Below are 21328 nucleotides of genomic sequence, written 5' to 3'. Positions count from 1 at the left end.
GCGTATTCCAGCGCGGCCGGTTCGTAGTCCGGCGCAATCAGGACTTCAACGAACTGGCGGTCCAGGATGACCTGCGCGGTGGCTGCATCGAGCGGCTTGTTGAAGGCGATGATGCCGCCGAAGGCGCTGGTCGGGTCGGTGGCGTAGGCCAGCTCGTAGGCATCGCCGTTGCCGGCGCCAACGGCCACGCCGCACGGGTTGGCATGCTTGACGATGACACAGGCCGGCGCGTCGAACTGGCGCACGCATTCCCAGGCTGCATCGGCATCGGCCAGGTTGTTGTAGCTCAGCTCCTTGCCCTGCAGCTGCTGGAAGGTGGCCAGCGTGCCCGGCACCGGATGCAGGTCGCGATAGAACGCGCCGCTCTGGTGCGGGTTYTCGCCGTAGCGCAGGTCCATCACCTTCACGAAGGTGGAATTCATCTGCGCCGGGTATTCGGCGCGCACCGGCACGGCGGCGTCGGTGGCGGTGACGGCCGACAGGTAGTTGCTGATCGCCGCGTCGTACTGGGCAACGCGGTTGAATGCGGCCACCGAGAAGGCGAAACGGGTGCCGGCCGACAGCTGGCCGTCGTTGGCATCCAGCGAGGCCAGCAGTTCGGCGTACTGCGACGGGTCGGTGGCCACCGCCACGCGGGCGAAGTTCTTGGCCGCCGAGCGCASCATSGCSGGGCCGCCGATGTCGATGTTCTCCACCGCGTCGGCCAGGGTGCAGTCGGCCTTGGCAGTGACCGATTCGAACGGGTACAGGTTCAGCACCAGCAGGTCGATGGCACCGATGCCGTGTTCGGCCATCACCGCGTCGTCCAGGCCGGAGCGGCCCAGCAGGCCGCCATGCACCATGGGATGCAGGGTCTTGACCCGGCCATCCATCATTTCCGGGAAGCCGGTGACCTCGGCGACATCCTTCACGGCCAGGCCCGCATCGCGGATCGCCTTGGCGGTACCGCCGGTGGACAGCAGCTCCACGCCGCGTGCAGCCAGCGCGGTGGCCAGCTCGACCAGGCCGGTCTTGTCGGAAACGGAGAGGAGGGCCCGGCGGACGGGCAACAGATCAGCAGTCATGGGGACAGGGCAATCGGCAGCGGAGCGGGGCCGATATTGTAGGCGGTGGGGGCCGGTGGCGGGCGCTGGTGGGGGAAATTGGCCGGTGCAGACTCCCTTCCTGATTCGCTCGACAGCACCTGCATGGGCCGGCATTGGGCGCAATTCGATACGTGGCGCTGTCGCAATCAGGTAGGCTGTGCCCGCACTGCCAAGGATTAGCGGGTTCAGATCGTGTCGATCTATGCATTGAAAGGACGTTTCCAGGACCTGCTGCGTCCGGCCGTACACGGCCTGTACCGCATGGGGATCACCGCCAACACGGTGACCGTGGCTGCGGCCGTGGTCTCGCTGCTGGTGGCCGCTGCGGTGTGGTGCTGCGCTCCCACCCAGCCGCTGCTGTATCTGGCCCTGCCGCTGTGGATGCTGCTGCGCATGGCCCTCAACGCCGTCGACGGCATGCTGGCCCGCGAATTCGGCCAGCAATCGCGGCTGGGCGCCTATCTGAACGAGTTGTGCGATGTGATCGCCGACGCGGCGCTGTACCTGAGCCTGCTCAGCGTACCGGGCGTGCGCCCCGAGGCACTGTGGCTGCTGGCCTGGGCCGCCGCGCTGAGCGAGTACGCCGGCGTGCTGGGCCTGATGGTCGGCGCCAGCCGCCGCTATGACGGCCCGATGGGCAAGAGCGACCGTGCGTTCGTGATCGGCGTGCTGGGCCTGCTGCTGGCGTTTGGCTGGGCAGGCGCGACCGTGGTCAGCGCGGTCGCCGCACTGGCCGCACTGCTGTGTGGGGTGACGGTGGTCCGTCGCGTACGCCAGGGATTGAAGGAAGCCGCGGYGATATCGCCGCGGTAAGCACAACACGATTACACGCCCTATCCATACGGAGATTGCATGCGTCAGGCGCAGGAACGGGAATTCCACAGCTTCGACCAGGTACCGCTGTTCTACCGGTACTGGCCGAGCACCACGGCAACCACGCCGGCCAAGGCCATCGTGCTGCTGCATCGCGGCCATGAACACTCCGGCCGGGTCACCCATCTGGTCGACGAGCTGGACCTGCCCGACACCGCGTTCTTCGCGTGGGATGCGCGCGGCAATGGTCGCTCGCCCGGCACGCGCGGCGACGCACCGGGCTTCCCGGCGCTGGTGCGCGACCTGGACAGCTTCATCGCCCACATCAGTGCCGAGCATGGCATCGCGGTGGAGGACATCGTGGTGATCGCGCAGAGCGTGGGCGCGGTGGTTGCCGCCACCTGGGTGCATGACTATGCGCCGCGGCTGCGCGCGCTGGTGATGGCTTCGCCGGCATTCAAGGTGAAGCTGTACGTGCCGTTCGCACGCGCTGGACTGGCGCTGATGCAGAAACTGCGCGGCAACTTCTTCGTCAACAGCTACGTCAAGCCGCAGTGGCTGACCCACGACCCGGCACGGGTGGAAAGCTACCGCACCGATCCGCTGATCACCCGGCCGATCTCGGTGCGCGTGCTGCTGGGCCTGTACGAAGCGGCCGACCGCATCGTGGCCGACGCGCAGGCGATCAGCGTGCCGGTACAGTTGCTGGTATCGGGCTCGGACTTCGTGGTGCATCGCGGCCCGCAGGACCGCTTCTACGAACGCCTGTCCAGCCCGATCAAGGAGCGCGTGCACCTGCCGGGCTTCTTCCACGACACCCTCGGCGAGCGTGACCGTGCACCGGCGCTGGCGCGTATCCGCAGCTTCATCCAGGCACGCTTTGCCGAACCGCTGCAGGAGCTGTCGCGGCGCGATGCGCATCGGCATGGCCCGACCTTCGAGGAATCGGAGATCCTGTCGTGGCCACCGGAGCGCAACAGCCTGGCCGACCTGCGTTGGCGCGTGGTGCGCGGTGGCCTGCGTTTCGGCGGCACGCTGTCGGAGGGCATCGCGCTGGGCCTGCAGACCGGTTTCGACTCGGGCAGCACGCTGGACTACATCTACCGTGATGAGGCGCGGGGCAAGGGCCCGCTGGGCCGGATGGTCGACCGCAACTATCTGGATGCGATCGGTTGGCGCGGCATCCGCGTGCGCGGCAAGCACCTGMAGGAACTGCTGCGCGATGCCGCCCAGCGACTGCGCGGGCAGGGCGCGCCGGTGCGCGTGCTGGACGTGGCGGCCGGCCATGGCCGTTACGTGCTGGAAGCACTCGGCCAGGGCGAACAGCGTGCCGACCGCATCGTGCTGCGCGATTTCAGCGAGCTGAACGTAACGCAGGGCAAGACCTTGATCGAGCGCCTCGGCGCGGCCGACATCGCCCGCTTCGAACAGGGCGATGCGTTCGATCCGGCGCAGCTGGCAGCGGTGGAACCGGCGCCGACGCTGGCGGTGGTGTCCGGCCTGTACGAACTGTTCCCGGACAACGATGCGGTGCTGCGTTCGCTGCAGGGCATCGCTGCGACGGTGCCGGTGGGCGGTTACCTGGCCTATACCGGGCAGCCGTGGCATCCGCAGCTGGAGTTCATCGCGCGTGCGTTGACCAGCCATCGTGGTGGCGCGGCGTGGGTGATGCGCCGCCGTACCCAGCACGAGATGGACGAACTGGTGCGCCTGGCCGGCTTCCAGAAGGTGGCCCAGCGCATCGATGACTTCGGCATCTTCACCGTATCGCTGGCACGACGGATCGCGTGATGGCGACGCTGGCGGCAACCGCATCATCCAGCGAGGCGCGCCCCTGGCGGCGCGCCCTGCTGTGGCTGGCCCTGCTCGGTCCGTTCTTCTTCGCCAGCTATGGCTTCGCCAACTGGATGGCCGGCCGCCATGCCCAGCTGCCGGTGATGGCATTTGCCTGGGAGGCGCGGATTCCGTTCGTGCCGTGGACGATAGTGCCGTACTGGTCGATCGACCTGTTCTATGCGATCTCGTTCTTCCTGTGCCGGCGCCGGCTGGAGCTGGACCGGCACGCGCTGCGCCTGCTCAGCGCGCAGGTGATCGCGGTGGCGTGCTTCCTGTTGTGGCCGTTGCGCTTCAGCTTCGAACGGCCGGAAATCGGCGGTGTGTTCGGCTGGTTGTTCGACGTGCTGCTGGGCTTCGACAAGCCATTCAACCAGGCGCCGTCGCTGCATATCGTGCTGCTGATCGTGCTGTGGGTGAAGTTCGCGCAGTACCTGCACGGGGTCTGGCGGCTGGTGCTGCATGTGTGGGCGCTGCTGATCGGCATTTCGGTGCTGACCACGTTCCAGCATCACTTCATCGACATTCCCACCGGGCTGCTGGCCGGCTGGTTGTGCGTGTGGCTGTGGCCAGAGCAGGGCACGCCGCCGTTGCGTGCCTGGCAGGCTGCAGGTGACCCGAAGCGTTGGCGGCTGGCCGCGTTGTATGTGTTGGGTGCCGGCCTGCTGCTGGTGCCGGTGGTGATGCTGCGCGGCACCGCATTGTGGCTGCTGTGGCCCGTGGTGTCGTTGCTGCTGGTGTCGCTGGCCTATGCCGGGCTGGGCACGGCGGTGTTCCAGAAGCGCGCCGATGGCCGGTTGACGATGGCCGCGCGCTGGCTGCTGGCACCGTACCTGGGTGCGGCGTGGATCAACTCGCGGTTGTGGACGCGCCGCGCGCCGCAGCCGGTGCCGGTCGTCGACGCTGTCTGGCTGGGGCGCCTGCCAGGTACCGCACTGCCGGCACCGCTGGTGGGCGTGGTCGACACCTGTGCGGAGCTGTCCTGCCGCGCGCCGGGAGCAGCGTACGCCAGCGTGCCGATGCTGGACCTGGTGGTGCCTTCAGCGGCGCAGCTGCGCGCCGCGGCAGATGCCATTGAACGCCTGCGCGGGCATGGCCCCGTCCTGGTCTGCTGTGCGCTGGGGTACTCACGTAGCGCGGCCAGCGTGGCGACCTGGTTGCTGCGCACCGGCCGTGCGCGCGATGTGGCCGACGCGGTGTCGATCGTGCGTGGCGCGCGGCCGTCGATCGTGCTGCACGACGTTCATCTACAGGTGATCGCGGCCGCTGCCGCGCAGGAGACCATTGCATGAGCGCCGTGCCCGATCTGCCGATGATGCATCTGCTGCTGCGGCGGGGGCGATTGCCTGCCGCGTTGTCGCTGGGCCTGCTGCTGGTGGCCCTGTTGTTGCTGGGCATCGAGCCTGGGCTGGCGATGTTCGCCGCTGGCCTGCTGCTGCTGAGCCTGGTTGCAGGTGTTGTGCAGGCGTACTACGCGGTGCGGGTGCAGTTGGACGCCAGCCTGCTGCAGCTGCTGCAGCAGGAGGGCCTGCAGGGTGAAGACGCAGCACAACGCGTGGACCAGGCGCTGCACACCGCTGGCCTGCGCAGGCTGGACGCAGCGGCGCCGACGCGTGGCTGGGATGCGCGCTGGACCGGCATGCGGCGTCTGCTGATGCGCCAGTACGCCGCCACGCTGCTGCAGTTCGCTGCCCTGCTGCTGGCCGTGCTGTGGCCGCAGACCTGACCGGAGGTGCCGATGTTTGCTGAACTGATCGCCCGCGCCTGCAGCGCGGCCATCCATGTAGTGACCGGCGCACGCGCGCTGTGGGTTGGCTGCGCGCCGTCCAGCGAGCACCGCGTCTACTACGGCAACCATGCCAGTCATGGTGATTTCGTGCTGATCTGGTCGTCGATGCCGCCGGCGCTGCGGCGCCAGGTGCGGCCGGTCGCCGCCGCCGAGTACTGGCAGCGCGACGGTCTGCGTCGTTATCTGATCGACGCGGTATTCAATGGCGTGCTGGTGGAGCGCGAGGCCGGCAACCGCCATCAGGATCCGCTGCAGGTGCTGCGTGATGCGGTGGATGAGGGCTGTTCGTTGATCCTGTTTCCGGAAGGCACGCGCAACATCGGTGATGAGCCGCTGCTGCCGTTCAAGAGCGGCATCTACCACCTGGCCCGGCAACGCCCGGAGCTGGAGTTCGTGCCGGTGTGGATCGACAACCTCAAGCGTGTGATGCCGAAAGGGCGTTTCCTGCCGCTGCCGTTGCTGTGCACGGCAACCTTCGGTACGCCGCTGCGGCTGCAGGCCGATGAGGACAAGGCCGCGTTCCTGGCACGCAGCCGGCAGGCGCTGCTGGCCCTTGCCCCGAACGGAGGCCGTGCATGAGCTTCATGATCGATGTGTCCGGTGATCTTGCCGCACGCAGCGTGGGCCAGCAGACAGGGCTGCTGTTCGCGGGCGTAGGCGCCGTGCTGGTGCTGGCCACGCTGGTGTCCGAAACCCTGCGCTGGCGCCAGCGTGGACAGCCCAGCGCGGTGATCGCCAACCTGGTCTCGCGCATCCGCGCGTGGTGGGTGATGGCCATCGTGGTCGGGCTGGCGCTGTTCTTCGGGCGCGCCGGAGTGATCGTGCTGTTCGCCATCATCTCGCTGTTCGCACTGCGCGAATTCATCACCCTGGCGCCAACACGATCAGGTGACTACTACGCGTTGCTGGCCGCGTTCTACATCGTGCTGCCGTGGCAGTACTACCTGGTGTGGATCGACTGGTATGGCATGTACACGCTGTTGATCCCGGTGTACGCGTTCCTGTTCCTGCCGATCCTGGCCACCATCGGTGGTGACACCACCCACTACCTGGAGCGCACGTCGAAGGTGCAGTGGGGCTTGATGATCTGCGTGTTCTGCATCTCGCACGTGCCGCTGCTGCTGAACCTGCGCGTGCCGGGCTACGATCCGGCGCGCAACGTGCTGCTGTTCGCCTTCCTGGTGATCGTGGTGCAGTCGTCGGACGTGCTGCAGTACATCTGGGGCAAGCTGCTGGGCAAGCACCTGATCGCGCCGAAGCTGTCGCCGTCGAAGACGGYGGAAGGCTTCGTCGGCGGCGTGCTCTGTGCCAGCGCGTTGGGCGCCGCGCTCTGGTGGATCACCCCGTTCACGCCGCTGCAGGCGTTCGGCCTGTCGCTGCTGATCAACCTGATGGGGTTCTGGGGCGGCCTGGTGATGTCGGCGATCAAGCGCGACCGCGGCATCAAGGACTGGGGCAACATGATCGAGGGCCATGGCGGCATGCTCGATCGGCTGGATTCAGTGTGCTTCGCCGCCCCGGTGTTCTTCCACGTGGTGCGTTACTACTGGAAGGCGGGAGGTGGCGGTTGAGCGCCCGGCACTACCCATGCTGCGCTTACGCGCTGATGCCGTATTCCTTCAGCTTCTTGCGCAGGGTGGCGCGGTGGATGCCCAGCATCGCGGCCGCGCGGCTCTGGTTGCCTTCGCAGTGGTTGAGCACTTCCACGAACAGTGGAATCTCCATCTCGCGCAGTACGATCTCGTAGACATCGTCCGCATCGCAGCCATCGAGGTCGCGCAGGTAACGGCGCACGGACTGGGCCACATGTTCGCGCAGCGGTGGCCGGGCAGCGCCACGACTGTTGTCAGGACGAGAAAGGACAGCGTTCAAGGGGGTTCCCGATCTGGTTGGTCCATGCACGCGGGGCGCCGGACCGGATGAGGTGATGGCGGTCAGTCTAGCGCGAGCGTGCCCGACCTGCCACGGCCGGACGGTCAGGCCCAGGTCAAAGGAACTCGAAGGTGAATGCGACCGTGGATGCGGCAGGCTCCTGCACGCGGAAGGCGATGCGTGCGCTTTGGCCCGGTTCCAGAGGGGCCGCCCCCGGGTTTTCGCCKAGGTACTGCGCTGGTGCGAACACGCCGGTGCCGATCACACGACCATCGGCATCGGACAGCGACAGGCGCAGGTCCGGCCATGCCTGCGGCCAGCGCGCGTCGTTGCGGATGCTGGCCTGGATCTGCAGCACGCCGGGCTGGGCCGGCAACGGGCGGATTTCACGGCTGGTCATGGTCAATGCAGTGGGCTCGCGCCAGGCGGGCAGCTCGCAGCGCAGCACGCTGCACAGCGCACCGATCCACGGCCGGGTACCGGCATCGGCGGCCAGCCGTGCACGATCGGCAAGCACGCTCTGCAGCAACAGCAGCAGCGCCAGCGCGGCCACCAGCAGCCAATGCCAGCGCGGGGTGGGCAGCGCCCGCGGGCGTACGCCGAGGAAGCTGGGCGCATCGGCGGCGGTGGCAACGATGCCGGGTTTGGCGGTGAAGTCGGGCTCGATGATTGGATCAGCGGCGGCCAGCGGTTCTGTTTCGGTTGCCGCCACGATGTCCGTTGCCGGGTCGATGTCCTCGATCACCGGCGTTGCATCGGTCGGCACCGGTCCGCGCGGTTCGGTGGCTTCAGGCGTGGCATCGCGTCCCGGCGCGGCGCGCAGGAACGTGGCCAGGGGACGGCGCGGTGGGTTCGGCTCGGACATGCTCAGGGCGCGGGCTCGGATCCAGCGGTCATTCAACCACGATCAGGCGCGGCGTACGCCGGTGATGCGCATCCAGTCGCCATCCTGGGTGGCCTGCAGGTCGTCGAACCAGGCCGCATAGCGTTGCAGCAGTTCGTCTTCCTGGCCATGCAGGATGCCCGACAGGGCGATGCGACCACCGCTGGCGACACGGGCGGCCAGCAGTTCGGCCAGTGCATCCAGCGCGGAGGCCAGGATGTTGGCGACCACGATCGGGTAGGTGGCGACCGGTTCGTCCTGCGGCAGGTACACCTGCATGCGTGCCTGTTCGCCGTTGCGCTCGGCATTGTCGGCGGTGGCGATCAACGCCTGCGGGTCGTTGTCCACGCCAATGGCCTGGGCGGCACCGAGCTTCAGTGCGGCCAGGGCGAGGATGCCCGAGCCACAGCCGAAGTCGARCACGCGCTGGCCCTGCAGCTGGCCATCAATGGCCAGCTGGTCCAGCCAGCGCAGGCACAGCGCGGTGGTCGGGTGGGTGCCCGAGCCGAAGGCCAGGCCCGGGTCGAGGCGCACGATGGCGGCGTCGGCGGCCTGCGCGGCTTCCGGCAGCTCGTGGTTCCACGGCACGATCCAGGTACGGCTGCCGAAGTCCATCGGCTGGAACTGGTCCAGCCACGCGCGCTCCCAGTCTTCGTCTTCCACGGCGCGGAAGCTGCCGTTGCTCCAGTCCAGCTCCGGGTCGAAGGCTTCCAGCGCGGCCAGCAGCAGCAAGGCATTGCTGTCGGCCGGGAACAGCGCGCTGAGCACCAGGGTGTCCCACAGCGGGGTCTCGCCCACGCCGGGTTCGAGGATGGCCTGTTCGTTGCTGGTGTCGGCTTCGGCATCAAGCAGGGTCACCGCCAGCGCGCCCACATCCTCCAGCGCATTCTCATAACGGGGCTGGGTGGCTTCGGTACAACGCAGGGTCAGTTCCAGGAACGGCATGGCGGTGAGGGCAATCGCGGGAAAGGGGGCCATGCTAGACCATCAGGGCGTCTCCGTATGCCTTGAGATGAACGAAGCCGATTCAGACAGGCCTCACGGGCCTTGCTAAACTCGGCGCTTTCCTGTGCGCCGTACCACCGAACGTTGCCGATGGCTTTCGCCCCGACCCTGAAAACCTGGTTGCTCGTCCTGCCGGCCGTGGCCGTGCTGGGCGTGGCCGGTTATCGGGCCAATGGGCACAGCCGGGACATGGACGCGCGCGTCGACGCGCCGCTGGCTGCCCCGGCCGGCGATGTGCAGGGGGCGTTGGCACCGGTGATGCCGGAAGCCCTGGCACGCCGCCTCGCTGCGTTCGAACCCGGCACCGCGCTGCCTTCGGGCCTGCCGCTGGATATCCGCGCCGACATCGAAAGTGCCACCGATCTGTACGCCTACGCGCAGCGCCTGCGCGTGCAGGCCGACCGGGGCAACCATGAGGCGCGCTGGATGCTCAGCCGGGTCTATGACTACTGCGCGCAGTACGCCGTTGATCCGGGTGGCTACCGCCTGGACAACAACGTGCTGTCCGGCCTTGGCCTGAGTGCTGCACCGGAGATGGTGGAGGCGCGCGAACGGGTGGCGCAGCGCTGCGGTGGCTTCGTGCCCGGCGACAAGCTGGGGCCGGCACTGGTGCTCGGTGAGCGTCGTCGTGCGGCCCAGCAGGGCAACCTCGCTGCCGAAGCGGCGCTGTTTGCCGAAGGTGAGCCACTGCAGGACAGCGAGCAGTACCGCCGCGACCTGGTTGAACGCGTACGTACCTCGCGCGATCCGGAGGCCTATATGGCCATCGCGCCGGGCATGGGGTTGCGCGCGGCCGGCGACAAGGCGCTCGTCGGCATGGTCGCCGGTGAACAGCTCAGTGAACTGGCATGGCGGGTTGCGGCCTGCGAACTCGGTCTTCCCTGTGGAGCCGACAGCGTGCTGGTCAACAGTTTTTGTGCGAATGGAGGGATCTGTTCGCCGGATGGAACGCAGGACTTCCGTGAATTTGTGTATGACGCCGCGGTTTCGCGGCAAGGTGCGGGGAAAATGAAGGAATGGATCAAGCGATTGATTGGAACGAGGGACGGGCGATGAACTACCGTCGATTCCTGCATGGGGCCAAGTTCTGGTTCTGGGTGGTGTTGTTCGTGGCCTATTCGGCCGGTGCGGTAGGCCTGCTGATGATCGACACCTACGAGGACCGCTACCGGCGTCTATCGAAGGTGGAGCTGACCTCGGTGAAGACACAGGAAGACGTGCGTCGTGCCGGTGCCAGCCAGGTTGCCGCCGTTTACCGTGCGCAGAGCGGCGTGCCGTTCTCGTCGTTGCCGGCCGGCAGCACCTTCCAGGTGGTGTGGGGCATGGCCCGGCGCTACCGTAAAAACGCAAAAAGGGCGGGGAAATCCCCGCCCTTTTCGTGTCCGGCGATGGCACTCTGCCGATCAGGTCAACGCGATCGGCTTGCTCTTGCGCTCGGCAAGGCGCTTTTCCAGATAGTGGATGTTCTGCCCACCGGCCTGGAAGCCCTTGTCACRCATGATCCGCTGCTGCAGGGCAATGTTGGTCTTGATGCCATCGACCACCATCTCGCTCAGCGCCACCCGCATGCGGGCAATGGCGGTCTCGCGGTCCGGACCGTGCACGATCAGCTTGCCGATCATCGAGTCGTAGTTCGACGGCACGCGGTAGCCACTGTAGATGTGGGTATCGACGCGCACTCCGGGACCACCCGGTGCGTGGAAGCCGGTGATGGTGCCCGGGCTCGGCACGAAGGTTTCGGCGTCTTCGGCATTGATGCGGCACTCGATCGCGTGACCGGTCAGCACCACATCGCTCTGCTTGATCGACAGCTTCTGGCCGGCAGCGATCTTCAGCTGTTCGGCGACCAGGTCGATGCCGGTSACCATCTCSGTSACCGGATGYTCCACCTGSAYGCGGGTGTTCATTTCGATGAAGTAGAAGCGGCCGTCYTCGWACAGGAACTCGAAGGTGCCSGCGCCGCGGTAGCCGATGCGGATGCAGGCTTCCACGCACACCTTGCCGATCTGCTCGCGCTGCTCGGCGGTGATGCCCGGTGCCGGTGCTTCCTCGACCACCTTCTGGTGACGACGCTGCATCGAGCAGTCGCGCTCGCCGAGGTGGATGGCGTTGCCCTGGCCGTCGGCCAGCACCTGGATCTCCACGTGGCGCGGGTTCTCCAGGAACTTCTCCATGTAGACCTCGCCATTGCCGAACGCGGCCTTGGCCTCGCTCTTGGTGGTTTCGATGGAGGTTTTCAGGGAAGCTTCGGCGTGCACCACGCGCATGCCGCGGCCACCGCCGCCGCCGGCCGCCTTGATGATGACCGGGTAGCCGATCTCACGGGCGATCTTGGTGTTGGCGACGATGTCGTCGCCCAGCGGGCCGCCCGAACCGGGCACGCACGGCACACCGGCCGACTTCATGGCACGGATCGCTTCGACCTTGTCGCCCATCAGGCGGATGGTGTCTGCCTTCGGGCCGATGAAGATGAAGCCGGACTCTTCCACGCGCTCGGCGAAGTTGGCGTTCTCGGACAGGAAGCCATAACCCGGGTGGATGGCCTGGGCGTCGGTGACCTCGGCCGCGGCGATCAACGCCGGGATGTTGAGGTAGCTTTCCGCCGACGGCGCCGGACCGATGCAGACCGATTCATCGGCCATGGCCACGTGCTTGAGATTGCGGTCGACCGTGGAGTGCACGGCCACCGTGCGGATGCCCAGGGTGTTGCACGCGCGCAGGATGCGCAGCGCGATTTCCCCTCGGTTGGCGATGACGACTTTGTCGAGCATGGCAGCCGCCCCTTAGCCGATCACGAACAGCGGCTGGTCGAATTCCACCGGCTGGCCGTTCTCGCCGAGGATGGCGACGATGGTGCCCGACGCATCGGCTTCGATCGGGTTGAACATCTTCATCGCTTCGATGATGGCCAGGGTCTCGCCGGCCTTGACCTGCTGGCCGATGCTGACGAACGCCGGCTTGTCCGGTGCGGACGAGGCATAGAAGGTGCCGACCATCGGCGAGCGCAGCACGTGGCCTTCCGGCAGCGCGTTGCCCGGCTTGGCGGTGCCGCCGGTGGAGGCTTCGGTCGGCGATTGCATCGGCATCGCCGGGGTGGCCGGCTGGGCAGCGGCCGGAGCGGCCATCATCATCTGCGGCGGGGCCTGCATCATGCCGTAGCCGGACACCGGAGCGCGCGACAGGCGCACCGACTCTTCGCCTTCCTTGATTTCGATTTCAGCCAGGTTCGACTCTTCCAGCAGGTCGATCAGCTTCTTGATTTTGCGGAGATCCATGGTGGCCTCTTTGCTCTTTGATGTCAGTGTGGTGGGAAGCGCGTTGCGCTCGGGTCAAAGCAGTTCGTAGAAGTCGCGCAGCTGCCGGGTACGGTCGCGCGCGAGGGTGATCAGGCAGCGCATCTGTGCGCCATTGCGCGCGGTGCCGTCGGAATTGAGGGCGTACACCGCTTGGCAGTCGTGGTCGCGCAGCTGCATCCATGCGCGCTGGGCCAGCACCAGTTCCTGTTCGGCGTTGCCGCAGTAGCTGCAGGTGCCGCCGTTGGCCGGCGTGCGCAGCTGCCTGCGTGCCTGGGCGTAGACGGTGTTGAGTTCAACGTCGGCGGCCGCTGCCACGTCCGAGGCGCACAGGTCGCTCTCCATCGTGGTGGTCGGATGCGCGCAGTCGATGCCCTCGTCCTTGCGGTCGAACGCGCTGGCAGCGCCGCACAGGCCGGCCCACAGCACTACGCTGGCGAGGACGCGCGACAGGCTCATGATGCGGCGGCGGCCTGCACGCGTGCCAATGCCGCGTCCATCGCATAGCGGTAACTGTCGGCACCGAAGCCACACACCACGCCCACCGCCTTGTCGCTGAAATAGCTGTGCTGGCGGAAGGGCTCGCGGGTATGCGGGTTGGACAGGTGGATCTCGATGAACGGCACCGCCACCGCCGCCAGCGCATCGCGCAGGGCAACCGAGGTATGGGTGAAGGCGGCCGGGTTGATCAGGATGAAGGCCGTTCCGTCGGTGCGTGCGGCCTGTACACGATCCACCAGGACGTGCTCGGCGTTGGACTGCAGGCTCTCCAGCGCATGACCTGCGGCAGCGGCCTGGGCGGCCAGCGCCTGGTCGATGTCGGCCAGCGTGGTGTGGCCGTAGACCTCCGGCTCGCGGCTGCCGAGCAGGTTGAGGTTGGGGCCATGCAGGACCAGCAGCTTCGCCATGGGATCCGATTGACGGGAAAGGGCGGCAGTCTGGCGGAAGCTGAGGATGCTGTCCAGTTCGGCGAAATTAGTGGTGTTTAAAGCGATCGTTTGAAAAGGCCGTGCGCCGCATGTCTGCTCACTATAGACAGTGGAAACTGCGCGTGCCGACCATCCCTCAGCCCCGGAGACTGCAGCCGGACCGCATTACGTTCGACACTGCGGAGGTTGCCAGGGTGTTCCTACACTGGGTCAACCCGCCATGTCGGCGCTCCTGGATGCTCGCGCCGTGCCCACCCCCATGCGATTGCCTGCAGTGCTGCTGGCGCTGCTGCCCTTGAATGCGCTGGCTGCCGAACAATGGATCGTTGCCACCGACCTGTGGGGCAGCAGGAACTACCAGACCCTGCAGGTGGACGTGCAGGACGGGCGTATCGCCGGCCGTCTGGACGCCGACCCGGTCACCGGCACCCTGGGTGCCGGGCAGATGGTATTCACCGCAACCGACAGCCAGGGCCAGCGCTACCAGTTCGACGGGCGCATTGACGGGGCGCGGATGCAGGGACAGAGCGATCAGCCGGATACCAACAACCGCGAGGCGCGTGCCGTCCACGCCTTCAGCGCCTGGAAAGTACCGGCGCGGGTTTCGACCGCACCTCAGCGCCATGTGTTCACGCCGACCGACTACTCCAATACGTTCAGCGCCGACCGGGCGCCGGTGCTGGTGATCTGGCCGGGGGACTCGGTGCAGACCCGTACGCTGGACTCCGGCGGCGTGGACGAGAAGGGCGTCACCCGCGCGCTGTTCGGCAATCCACAGGTCGGGCCGTTTTTCGTGGTCGGCGCCGAACCCGGCGACACGCTGGCGATCACGCTCACCTCGTTGAAGCTCAACCGTGACTACGCCGACAGCCTGGATGGCCTGGTGGGACGCTTGAAGACGCCGCGGGTGGCTGCCGAAGCCACTGGGCTGGGCAAGCGGGTGCGCTGGCAGCTGGACCGCAGCAGGGGCGTCGCCCGTCCGCAGGGCGCAAGTGGTGGCCTGCGGCATTTCGAAGTGCCGGTGAAGCCGATGCTCGGCGGCCTGGCGCTGGCGCCGGGCTTCGGCTACCCGCCGCTTTCAACCGGCGATACCAGTGACTTCGGCGGCAACATGGACTTCAACGCCGTGGTCGAAGGCAATACGGTCTACCTGCCCGTGCAGCAGCCTGGTGCCCTGATGTACCTGGGTGATGGCCACGCGCTCCAGGGTGATGGCGAAACCACGCAGTGGGCGCTGGAAACGTCGCTGGATGTGGTGGTGAAGGTCGAGCTGCTGAAGCAGCATGCGATCGCAACGCCACGGGTGGAATCGGCAACGCAGATCATGACCCTGGGCCAGGGGGGCTCCAGCGATGATGCGCTGCGCATCGCCACCTCGGGCATGCTGCAGTGGCTGCGCCAGGCCTATGGGTTGACGCTGTCCGAGGCGACCCAGGTGCTGGGCGTGGCGGTGCAGTACCAGGTGGCCAACCTGGCCGGGCGCAGTGTGGGCGTGGCGGCAAAGCTGGATAAGGCACTGTTGCAGGGGCTGCAGTTGCAGACGACAGTGGAACCGGGCCGCGCCGCCGTGAAGCCTGCTGCCAGGTGACCACTGCGCGGGCAGCAGCCGGGGAAGAAGTATCCAGCAGGAGTCCGTGATGAGTGCCGACGCCATCCGAAACCGCCGCGCTGCCTTCAGGGCGCTTCATGCCTCCGGTTGCTTCCTGCTGCCCAATCCATGGGACGTGGGCAGTGCGGTGGCGCTGGCGCGGCTGGGTGCCCAGGCACTGGCTACCACCAGTTCCGGCCATGCCTGGGCCCACGGGCAGCCTGACGGGGCGATGGGCCGCAGCGAGATCCTCGCTCATCTGCAGGCGATGGTGGCGGCGACCGATCTACCGGTGAACGCCGACTTCGAAGATGGTTTTGGCCCCAGCCCGGAGGCGGTGCACGAGAGCGTGTCGATGGCGATCGCTACCGGTGTGGCTGGCCTGTCGATCGAAGATTCCAGCGGCGATGCGGACCATCCGCTGCGCAGCATCGAAGACAGCGTGGCCCGGCTGCAGGCCGCGCGCCGTGCCATTGATGAAAGCGGGCACGACGTGATGCTGGTGGGGCGCGCGGAGAACTTCTTCGTCGGGCGACCCGATCTGGACGATACATTGGCTCGCATCCGCGCCTATGCGCAGGCGGGTGCCGACTGTCTGTATGCGCCCGGCATCCGGACCGCAGAGCAGATCCGCGCCGTGGTGGAGGCCGCCGGTGGCAAACCGGTCAACCTGCTGATCGGTGCGCCCGGCGTGATGACGCTGCAGCAGGCCGCCAGTCTGGGCGTGCGCCGGGTCAGTGTCGGCGGTGCGCTGGCCCGCAGCGCGTGGTCGGGCTTTCTCGACGCCTCCCGGCAGATGCTTGCCAGTGGATCATTCGATGCGCTGCCGGCCACCCCGTCCGGTGCCGAGCTCAACGGGTTGTTCAAGCCGTAGGTGCGTGCAGGCTAGTGCGGCGGCGTCGGCGGGGCGGCCGTCCTGCCGAGCGCTTCTCGCACCGCGCGCTGCAGGCCCTGCACATGGAACGGTTTGGCCAGGAAGGGCGCGCGCCGATGCCGGACCGGCACCAGCTGGTCGTATACCGCTGAAGCGAAAAGATAGGGGATGCCCAGTTCGAGCAGCCGATCGGCCACAGGGAATACCACGCCATCACGAAGTTCCACGTCCAGCACGGCGCCATCGAAGTGGCCACTGTCGAGCATGCCCAATGCCTCGAAGACGCTGTTGGCGTGGGCGATTTCGTTGCCTTCGTCGGTCAGGGCCTGTTCCATCAGATCTGCCAGATCGAGCTGGTCTTCCACAAGGAGCAGGCGGGGTAGCGGTGCGGGTCGTTCGTTGTTGCTCTGCATGGTGTGTTGTCGTGCGAATGCTGCGTTGGTCCGGCAAGCATCCGCTTACCGGCATCAAGGCCGTGGCAGCCCGGTGTGGCTGTGATGTGCACAACAGCGACAGCAGCGCGCAACAGCATTCCACCGATGGTGCTGGTGCTGGCTGCAATCGTAGTTACCATTGGTAACTAGTGAACAGCAGAGCCCCAYCATGCATACCCATATTGTCGTGGCACATCCTGACCCGGCCTCGCTCACCCACGCGGTCGCCGCGCGGATCGGTGAGGCCATCGCCAACGCCGATGCCGGCAATACGGTCACCTCGGTGGATCTGATGGCCGAAGGCTTCGATCCACGTTTCAACGCCCAGGACCACGCGTTCTTCCGCAGGACCACGACGCTGCCGGCCGATGTCGCCGCCGAGCACGCCCGGCTGGATGCGGCCGATGCGCTGGTGCTGGTCTACCCGCTCTACTGGTGGTCGTTCCCGGCGCTGCTGAAGGGATGGATCGACCGCGTCTTCACCCAGGGCTGGGCCTATGACGAAGGTGCCGACGGCAAGGTGGAAAAAAAGCTGCAGCGTCTGCAGGTGCATCTGGTCGGGCTGGGCGGCGCGGGCCAGCAGATGATCGACCGGCGTGGCTATGGCGCGGCGATGAAGACCCAGATCGACCAGGGCATCTTCGACTACTGCGGGGCGCCGGTGCTGTCCTCCACGCTGCTGCTGGACGCCGACAGCGGCATGGCCGAAGCGCATCTGCAGACGGCAGTGGACATCGGACGTAAGATCGGAACCCCCGCGCCCTGACGATCTCCCTTGCCTTCCAGACCTGCCGCGCCCGAGCCCCGTCGCCGCCTGACCCGTGAACAGCGCGCCCGGCAGCTGCTGGACGTGGCGTGGGCGCTGGTTGGCGAAGAGGGCACCGATGCGCTGACCCTGGCCCGCCTGGCCGAGGCGGCCGGTGTCACCAAGCCGCTGGCCTACGACCACTTCGAAACCCGCAACGGCCTGCTGGCCGCGCTGTATGCCGACTATGACCACAAGCAGACCGTGGTCTTCGACGACCGCATCGGCAGTGCGAAGGCGCGGCTGAAGGATCGCGCGCATGCCATCGCCTCGGGCTACATCGATTGTGTGCTGTCGCAGGGCAGCGAGATCCAGGACATTCTCGCCGCGTTGGCCGGGTCACCGGAACTGCGTGCGGTACGCCGTTGCTATCAGCAGGATTTCATCGACAAGTGCGCGCGGTGGCTGGGCCCGTTCGCAGTAGGCGAGGCCGTGCCGGCTACCGGGCTGTGGGCCATTCTCGGTGCCGCCGAAACCCTGTCTGAAGCGGTTGCGGCCGGTGCGGTGGAACACACGGCTGCCGAGGCCGAGCTGGAGCGCGTGATCGTCGCCATCGTCAAGCGTGGCAGCTGAATCGTGTGGGCGAAGCGGCCTAGAGTTGCTCGACGCTGACTGATGGCAGTGGCACGTCACGCGGCAGGTCCGGCAACAGCTGTCGCAGCAGCTCCGGCATTGCCTGCATGGCGGCACCATCGATGTAGCGCCACTGCGTACCACCGACCTGCCGGATGGCGACCATGAAGGTGAGGCTTTTCACTGTCTGTGCGTCGGTGGTGAATACCGTGGTCCGCGGCACGAAGCAGACTTCTTCGTCGCCGGCAGCGTAGGTGCGGGTCGGTTCGCCGACATCATCGCTGATGACCTTCAGGCCCATGTCGCCGAGTGCCTTCATCGCATCGCGCGCGGCTTTCGCATACGCCGCGTCGCCGCCAGCGAAGCGCTTCACGCTGGGATGGCTGCGCTCGATCATGGCATCGGTATCGCCACGCGCGAAGGTGGAGAGCAGAGAACGCACATCCTGCTGCAGCGCGTCGGTCTCGGCAGGGCTGAGTTCGCCGGCATGGGTGATTGCAGCGGCGAACATGCAGGACAGCGCAAGCATCCAGCACAACAGTCGTCGATCCATCGGTGGGGGTACTCCTTCGGGCGCTGGACTATAGAGCGCATTGCCCGTGGTGTCTGCCCAGCCTGCCGGTCACGCGCGTTGGGCGTCGGCCATTCCGGCGCTGGCGAAGCCTGCATCAAGCTGCGCACGTACCTGCTCATCGCGCGACGCACGGGAATCAGCACCCAGCACCACGGTGATCAGGCGCAGTGGCAGCGCGTGCCCAGCGCACCTGCGACGGGCGGTGGCTGCCAGGCAGAAGCCTGCAGCCTGTGTGTAACCGGTCTTCAAACCATCCACGCCGTCTTCGCCCAGCAGCGCATTCTGGTTGGCCTTGTGCAGGGTGCGGTGCACGAAGCTGCGCTGTGCGGTGATCGCCAGCAGATCGGGGTAGCGGCCAAGCACCTGCGCGGCCAATATCGCCATGTCGCGTGCGGTCGACAGATGCCCCGGGGTAGTGATGCCGGACACGGAAATGAAGTGCGTATCGTGCAGGCCCAGCGCTCGCGCGTGATCGTTCATGTGCTGCGCGAACGCCGCGTGCGATCCGGCCAGGTGACGGGCCAGGGCGAGCGCGGCATCGTTGCCGGAGACCACCATCAGGCCCTCCAGCAGTCTGCCGAGGACGATGCTTTCGCCGGGCACCAGGCCCATCCGTGTTTCATCGTCGGCCACCTCGTGCACGTCGCGCGGATCGATGGTGATCATGTCCGACCACGAACCGCCCGACTGCGCGAGCAGGTCGTAGGCGGTGTAGGCGGTCATCAGCTTGGTCAGCGAGGCCGGTGGTCGTCGCAGATCCGCGTGCTGCTGCTGCAGGATGTCGAGCGAGACGGCATCGATCGTGATCGATGACACGGGCGGGCGAGGGGCGTGCGATGAAGGCATGGTCGCGCAAGCGTAGCCGGAACTACGCATGCCGTGGGCATTGCCTGCACATCCTGCGAATACCCGCCACGCGATCCTGTGGAAATGGATTCCGACATCCGCATCGATGGCCGCGTGTTCGCCTACGTCTTTCCCTGTGCCTGGGAGGACTACGCGAAGATCGGCTTCTCGCGCGATCCGCTGGGCCGGATCAGTGCGCTGCATCGGCGCTGGTTCGAGTTCTTCGATCTGGAAGCAGGCGCGCTGGTCGAGGCGGAATCAGAGCGGGATGCGCGTGACCTGGAACTGCACTTGCGCCGGCCCTTCAAGCTGCATCGTGCGCCGGCACCGATGACGGTGCAGGACAAGGCCGGTGGGCACACCGAGTGGGTGCGCGGGGCCAACGCTGCATTGGCCGAGGCTGTGCAAGCGCTGGCGCAGCAGGGCTATCACACCTATCCGCTGCGGCTGTGGCTGCGGGCTGCAATGGTCCAGCGCCTGGACCGGTTGCATGACTGGGCTGCAGTGCAGGTGCCGGAAGAGGAAAGCCTGCGTTCGCCCGTCGGCGTGGCCGCACTGCGCGACGCCATCGATGCGTATCGCGCGCTCGCTATCGATCCGCAGCCGTTGTTGCCCGATCACCTGCAGCGCGGGTGGTGACACTGCCCGGGGCGGCCGGGGTGTTGCCCGGACGGGGTGCCCGGCGTGCATCGGGCGCTGCGGGAACGGGGCTGGCCAGGCGCTGGGCCAGGGCAACGTTGGTCACATGACCCTGCAGGAACAACAGACCGCTGAAGATGTTCATGATCGTGCCTCCACTTGAGTGGAATGCACGATACGGGCAGCATGGCGGTGCAAAAAGCGACATTTCCGCAAGGTCGACTTGAGAGGAATTCAAGGCTTATGTCCCGCCCACCGCTGCATGCCCTGCAGGGCTTCGTCGCTGCCGCACGCCTGGGCAACCTGTCCCGCGCCGCCGCGTCGATGAACCTGACGGTCAGTGCGCTCAGCCATCAGATGCGCCAGCTCGAGGAACGCCTGGGCCAGCCGCTGCTGATACGGCAGGCACGCGGTGTTGCCTTGACCCTGGAAGGGCAGCGCCTGCTGGATYAGATCGGCCCCCACCTGGATGCGATCAACGAAGCCTTCCAGCCCTACGCCGCGCGACCGGAGCATGTGCTCACCCTCAGCGCCGTGCCGTCGATGGCCAGCGCCTGGCTGGTGCCACGCCTGGGCAACTTCGTGGCCGCGCATCCGCAGATCGAAATCAATCTGCAGTCGAGCGAGCGACTGATCGACTTCGACCGGCAACTGCAGTTCGACGCAGCACTGCGGCTGGGCAGCGGACAATGGCCGGGGCTGGTGGTGGAACCGTTGTTCGACGAATGGCTGCTGCCCATGGCCAGCCCGGCACTGATCGAGCGCATGGGCGGCATCGGCCACCTGCCGTTGGCACAGTGGCCGCTGCTGGGAGACCCCGACGGCGCGTGGGGTGCATGGTTCGCGCTGACCGGGCAGCGCCCGCCGGCGCGGTACGTGGCGGTGCTGGATGATTCCGAAGCCCACCATCGCGCCGCACTGGACGGCGTCGGTGTTGCCCTGGGACGGGTGACGCGGGCGCGGCTGCTGCTGGATTCCGGCCAGTTGGTTGCGTTGTCGGACCGGCGCCTGAAAACCGCATGGCCGCATTGGCTGGTGTATCCGCAGCGCTCGGTGCGGCACCGTGGTTTCCTGGCCTTCCGCGAATGGTTGCACGCCCAGGCGGCCGAGCATGTGCGGCACATGCAGGCCGCAGACGCGGGGTAGCGCCACGCGGGCAGGCGCGACGCCATGGAGTGTGCGTCACCGCAACAGCGTGACTGCCTGCCCGGCACGCGCGAAGGCCTCGCCCAGCAGCGGCCCGGCCTTGATCGCCTGCACTTCCGCGAACAGCGCCTGCAACGCCGCTGCGGGTCGTGCGACGGGCGCGGCAACCGCTTGCTGGATGACGGTGAAGCGATCGGCCAGCACGCGATGGCCGGGATGTGCCTGCGCCCAGGCCAGAAGGGGCTGGCGTACGCCGGCCGCTGCATCCAGCCGCTGCTGGTCGAACAGGGTGATGGCCGCGGCCGAGGTGTCGGCACGTTCAATCGCCGCGTGCCGCAGCTCACGGC

The 21328-nt window shown here is 67.1% G+C and carries 25 protein-coding genes and 1 pseudogene; 14 read left to right on the top strand and 12 right to left on the bottom strand.

Annotation, left to right across the window (positions count from 1 at the left end):
* Positions 1 to 1064, bottom strand: a 1064-nt coding sequence (gene purH, locus AC1VAN_RS02960; protein WP_480985237.1) for a bifunctional phosphoribosylaminoimidazolecarboxamide formyltransferase/IMP cyclohydrolase, incomplete at its 3' end; no start/stop codon positions are given.
* Between the two features lie 213 nt (positions 1065 to 1277).
* Between purH and AC1VAN_RS02955 the strand changes: the two genes are divergently transcribed.
* From AC1VAN_RS02955 to AC1VAN_RS02930, 6 genes are read left to right on the top strand one after another with little or no spacing between them, the layout of a single operon-like run.
* Positions 1278 to 1898 carry a CDP-alcohol phosphatidyltransferase family protein gene (locus AC1VAN_RS02955; RefSeq protein ID WP_480985236.1) on the top strand — a complete coding sequence of 207 codons (621 nt, stop codon included), beginning with the start codon at positions 1278 to 1280 and terminating at the stop codon, positions 1896 to 1898.
* 39 nt (positions 1899 to 1937) lie between these two features.
* Entirely contained in the window at positions 1938 to 3689 is a 1752-nt protein-coding gene (locus AC1VAN_RS02950) for a bifunctional alpha/beta hydrolase/class I SAM-dependent methyltransferase (RefSeq protein ID WP_480985235.1), read from the top strand.
* Positions 3689 to 5023: a phosphatase PAP2/dual specificity phosphatase family protein gene (locus AC1VAN_RS02945; protein ID WP_032976438.1), complete on the top strand. Its 1335-nt coding sequence runs from the start codon at positions 3689 to 3691 to the stop codon at positions 5021 to 5023. Before AC1VAN_RS02950 ends, AC1VAN_RS02945 begins: the two co-directional genes overlap by 1 nt.
* Positions 5020 to 5457 carry a hypothetical protein gene (locus tag AC1VAN_RS02940; RefSeq protein WP_442251966.1) on the top strand — a complete coding sequence of 146 codons (438 nt, stop codon included), beginning with the start codon at positions 5020 to 5022 and terminating at the stop codon, positions 5455 to 5457. The genes AC1VAN_RS02945 and AC1VAN_RS02940 overlap by 4 nt, the downstream gene beginning before the upstream one ends.
* A 12-nt stretch (positions 5458 to 5469) precedes the next feature.
* The gene (locus tag AC1VAN_RS02935; protein WP_025878621.1) at positions 5470 to 6099 is read left to right on the top strand and encodes a lysophospholipid acyltransferase family protein; all 630 of its coding nucleotides are present in this window, start codon (positions 5470 to 5472) and stop codon (positions 6097 to 6099) included.
* The gene (locus AC1VAN_RS02930) at positions 6096 to 7091 is read left to right on the top strand and encodes a phosphatidate cytidylyltransferase (protein ID WP_480985234.1); all 996 of its coding nucleotides are present in this window, start codon (positions 6096 to 6098) and stop codon (positions 7089 to 7091) included. The genes AC1VAN_RS02935 and AC1VAN_RS02930 overlap by 4 nt, the downstream gene beginning before the upstream one ends.
* Positions 7092 to 7116: 25 nt before the next feature.
* On the opposite strand, the gene fis is transcribed toward AC1VAN_RS02930, so the two are convergent.
* From fis to prmA, 3 genes are all read right to left on the bottom strand, one after another.
* On the bottom strand, positions 7117 to 7392 hold the full coding sequence (gene fis, locus AC1VAN_RS02925; RefSeq protein ID WP_006397198.1) for a DNA-binding transcriptional regulator Fis: 276 nt from the start codon (positions 7390 to 7392) through the stop codon (positions 7117 to 7119).
* A gap of 115 nt (positions 7393 to 7507) precedes the next feature.
* Positions 7508 to 8257 carry a DUF3426 domain-containing protein gene (locus tag AC1VAN_RS02920; protein WP_442252202.1) on the bottom strand — a complete coding sequence of 250 codons (750 nt, stop codon included), beginning with the start codon at positions 8255 to 8257 and terminating at the stop codon, positions 7508 to 7510.
* A gap of 42 nt (positions 8258 to 8299) precedes the next feature.
* Positions 8300 to 9220, bottom strand: a complete 921-nt coding sequence (gene prmA / locus AC1VAN_RS02915) for a 50S ribosomal protein L11 methyltransferase (protein WP_480985238.1) — start codon at positions 9218 to 9220, stop codon at positions 8300 to 8302.
* 150 nt (positions 9221 to 9370) lie between these two features.
* Here prmA and AC1VAN_RS02910 point away from each other — a divergent pair, with 150 nt between their 5' ends.
* Together AC1VAN_RS02910 and AC1VAN_RS02905 are read left to right on the top strand one after the other, a co-directional pair.
* Positions 9371 to 10336, top strand: a complete 966-nt coding sequence (locus AC1VAN_RS02910) for a hypothetical protein (protein WP_282279434.1) — start codon at positions 9371 to 9373, stop codon at positions 10334 to 10336.
* Positions 10333 to 10599, top strand: a pseudogene (locus AC1VAN_RS02905) (hypothetical protein); the annotation flags it as partial. The gene AC1VAN_RS02910 and the pseudogene AC1VAN_RS02905, both read left to right, overlap by 4 nt.
* Positions 10600 to 10683: 84 nt before the next feature.
* Here AC1VAN_RS02905 and accC read toward each other — a convergent pair.
* The 4 genes from accC to aroQ are packed head-to-tail and all read right to left on the bottom strand — an operon-like array spanning position 10684 to position 13481.
* Positions 10684 to 12051: an acetyl-CoA carboxylase biotin carboxylase subunit gene (gene accC, locus AC1VAN_RS02900; RefSeq protein ID WP_480985233.1), complete on the bottom strand. Its 1368-nt coding sequence runs from the start codon at positions 12049 to 12051 to the stop codon at positions 10684 to 10686.
* A 12-nt stretch (positions 12052 to 12063) separates the two neighbouring features.
* A complete protein-coding gene (gene accB / locus AC1VAN_RS02895; RefSeq protein WP_025878628.1) occupies positions 12064 to 12555 on the bottom strand; it encodes an acetyl-CoA carboxylase biotin carboxyl carrier protein in 492 nt (163 codons plus the stop codon).
* Between the two features lie 54 nt (positions 12556 to 12609).
* Positions 12610 to 13032: a lysozyme inhibitor LprI family protein gene (locus tag AC1VAN_RS02890; RefSeq protein ID WP_032976445.1), complete on the bottom strand. Its 423-nt coding sequence runs from the start codon at positions 13030 to 13032 to the stop codon at positions 12610 to 12612.
* Positions 13029 to 13481, bottom strand: a complete 453-nt coding sequence (gene aroQ / locus AC1VAN_RS02885) for a type II 3-dehydroquinate dehydratase (protein ID WP_025878630.1) — start codon at positions 13479 to 13481, stop codon at positions 13029 to 13031. Before aroQ ends, AC1VAN_RS02890 begins: the two co-directional genes overlap by 4 nt.
* Before the next feature lie 268 nt (positions 13482 to 13749).
* Here aroQ and AC1VAN_RS02880 point away from each other — a divergent pair, with 268 nt between their 5' ends.
* Both AC1VAN_RS02880 and AC1VAN_RS02875 read left to right on the top strand, forming a co-directional pair.
* Complete coding sequence (locus tag AC1VAN_RS02880; protein WP_200867507.1) at positions 13750 to 15090, top strand: acetamidase/formamidase family protein; 1341 nt, start codon at positions 13750 to 13752, stop codon at positions 15088 to 15090.
* Between the two features lie 46 nt (positions 15091 to 15136).
* Positions 15137 to 15964 carry an isocitrate lyase/PEP mutase family protein gene (locus tag AC1VAN_RS02875; protein WP_200867508.1) on the top strand — a complete coding sequence of 276 codons (828 nt, stop codon included), beginning with the start codon at positions 15137 to 15139 and terminating at the stop codon, positions 15962 to 15964.
* 11 nt (positions 15965 to 15975) lie between these two features.
* On the opposite strand, the gene AC1VAN_RS02870 is transcribed toward AC1VAN_RS02875, so the two are convergent.
* Entirely contained in the window at positions 15976 to 16377 is a 402-nt protein-coding gene (locus AC1VAN_RS02870; RefSeq protein WP_025878633.1) for a response regulator, read from the bottom strand.
* 190 nt (positions 16378 to 16567) lie between these two features.
* Here AC1VAN_RS02870 and AC1VAN_RS02865 point away from each other — a divergent pair, with 190 nt between their 5' ends.
* Complete coding sequence (locus AC1VAN_RS02865; protein WP_025878634.1) at positions 16568 to 17164, top strand: NAD(P)H-dependent oxidoreductase; 597 nt, start codon at positions 16568 to 16570, stop codon at positions 17162 to 17164.
* A gap of 48 nt (positions 17165 to 17212) precedes the next feature.
* Entirely contained in the window at positions 17213 to 17776 is a 564-nt protein-coding gene (locus AC1VAN_RS02860; protein ID WP_051585022.1) for a TetR/AcrR family transcriptional regulator, read from the top strand.
* Between the two features lie 19 nt (positions 17777 to 17795).
* Here AC1VAN_RS02860 and AC1VAN_RS02855 read toward each other — a convergent pair whose 3' ends face one another.
* Both AC1VAN_RS02855 and AC1VAN_RS02850 read right to left on the bottom strand, forming a co-directional pair.
* On the bottom strand, positions 17796 to 18329 hold the full coding sequence (locus AC1VAN_RS02855) for a hypothetical protein (protein ID WP_032976450.1): 534 nt from the start codon (positions 18327 to 18329) through the stop codon (positions 17796 to 17798).
* A 69-nt stretch (positions 18330 to 18398) separates the two neighbouring features.
* Positions 18399 to 19196, bottom strand: a complete 798-nt coding sequence (locus tag AC1VAN_RS02850; RefSeq protein WP_032976451.1) for a D-alanyl-D-alanine carboxypeptidase family protein — start codon at positions 19194 to 19196, stop codon at positions 18399 to 18401.
* A gap of 84 nt (positions 19197 to 19280) precedes the next feature.
* Here AC1VAN_RS02850 and AC1VAN_RS02845 point away from each other — a divergent pair, with 84 nt between their 5' ends.
* Positions 19281 to 19835 carry a GIY-YIG nuclease family protein gene (locus AC1VAN_RS02845; protein ID WP_032976452.1) on the top strand — a complete coding sequence of 185 codons (555 nt, stop codon included), beginning with the start codon at positions 19281 to 19283 and terminating at the stop codon, positions 19833 to 19835.
* A 243-nt stretch (positions 19836 to 20078) separates the two neighbouring features.
* On the top strand, positions 20079 to 20981 hold the full coding sequence (locus tag AC1VAN_RS02840) for a LysR substrate-binding domain-containing protein (protein WP_480985232.1): 903 nt from the start codon (positions 20079 to 20081) through the stop codon (positions 20979 to 20981).
* A 36-nt stretch (positions 20982 to 21017) separates the two neighbouring features.
* Here the strand turns inward: AC1VAN_RS02840 and AC1VAN_RS02835 are convergent.
* Positions 21018 to 21328: type 2 periplasmic-binding domain-containing protein (locus tag AC1VAN_RS02835; protein WP_480985231.1), on the bottom strand; the 311-nt coding region annotated here is incomplete at its 5' end.

It is taken from the genome of Stenotrophomonas sp. 05L44_2, assembly GCF_056665995.1.
This window is presented reverse-complemented; position numbering and strand designations above follow the sequence as displayed.

Bases quoted from the DNA above. Each gene is read 5' to 3' on its own strand.
- AC1VAN_RS02870 (WP_025878633.1), bottom strand. From the start codon at position 16,377: ATGCAGAGCAACAACGAACGACCCGCACCGCTACCCCGCCTGCTCCTT.
- aroQ (WP_025878630.1), bottom strand. From the start codon at position 13,481: ATGGCGAAGCTGCTGGTCCTGCATGGCCCCAACCTCAACCTGCTCGGC.
- AC1VAN_RS02855 (WP_032976450.1), bottom strand. From the start codon at position 18,329: ATGGATCGACGACTGTTGTGCTGGATGCTTGCGCTGTCCTGCATGTTC.
- AC1VAN_RS02890 (WP_032976445.1), bottom strand. From the start codon at position 13,032: ATGAGCCTGTCGCGCGTCCTCGCCAGCGTAGTGCTGTGGGCCGGCCTG.
- AC1VAN_RS02945 (WP_032976438.1), top strand. From the start codon at position 3,689: ATGGCGACGCTGGCGGCAACCGCATCATCCAGCGAGGCGCGCCCCTGG.
- AC1VAN_RS02845 (WP_032976452.1), top strand. From the start codon at position 19,281: ATGGATTCCGACATCCGCATCGATGGCCGCGTGTTCGCCTACGTCTTT.
- accB (WP_025878628.1), bottom strand. From the start codon at position 12,555: ATGGATCTCCGCAAAATCAAGAAGCTGATCGACCTGCTGGAAGAGTCG.
- AC1VAN_RS02850 (WP_032976451.1), bottom strand. From the start codon at position 19,196: ATGCCTTCATCGCACGCCCCTCGCCCGCCCGTGTCATCGATCACGATC.
- AC1VAN_RS02940 (WP_442251966.1), top strand. From the start codon at position 5,020: ATGAGCGCCGTGCCCGATCTGCCGATGATGCATCTGCTGCTGCGGCGG.
- AC1VAN_RS02865 (WP_025878634.1), top strand. From the start codon at position 16,568: ATGCATACCCATATTGTCGTGGCACATCCTGACCCGGCCTCGCTCACC.
- AC1VAN_RS02910 (WP_282279434.1), top strand. From the start codon at position 9,371: ATGGCTTTCGCCCCGACCCTGAAAACCTGGTTGCTCGTCCTGCCGGCC.
- AC1VAN_RS02935 (WP_025878621.1), top strand. From the start codon at position 5,470: ATGTTTGCTGAACTGATCGCCCGCGCCTGCAGCGCGGCCATCCATGTA.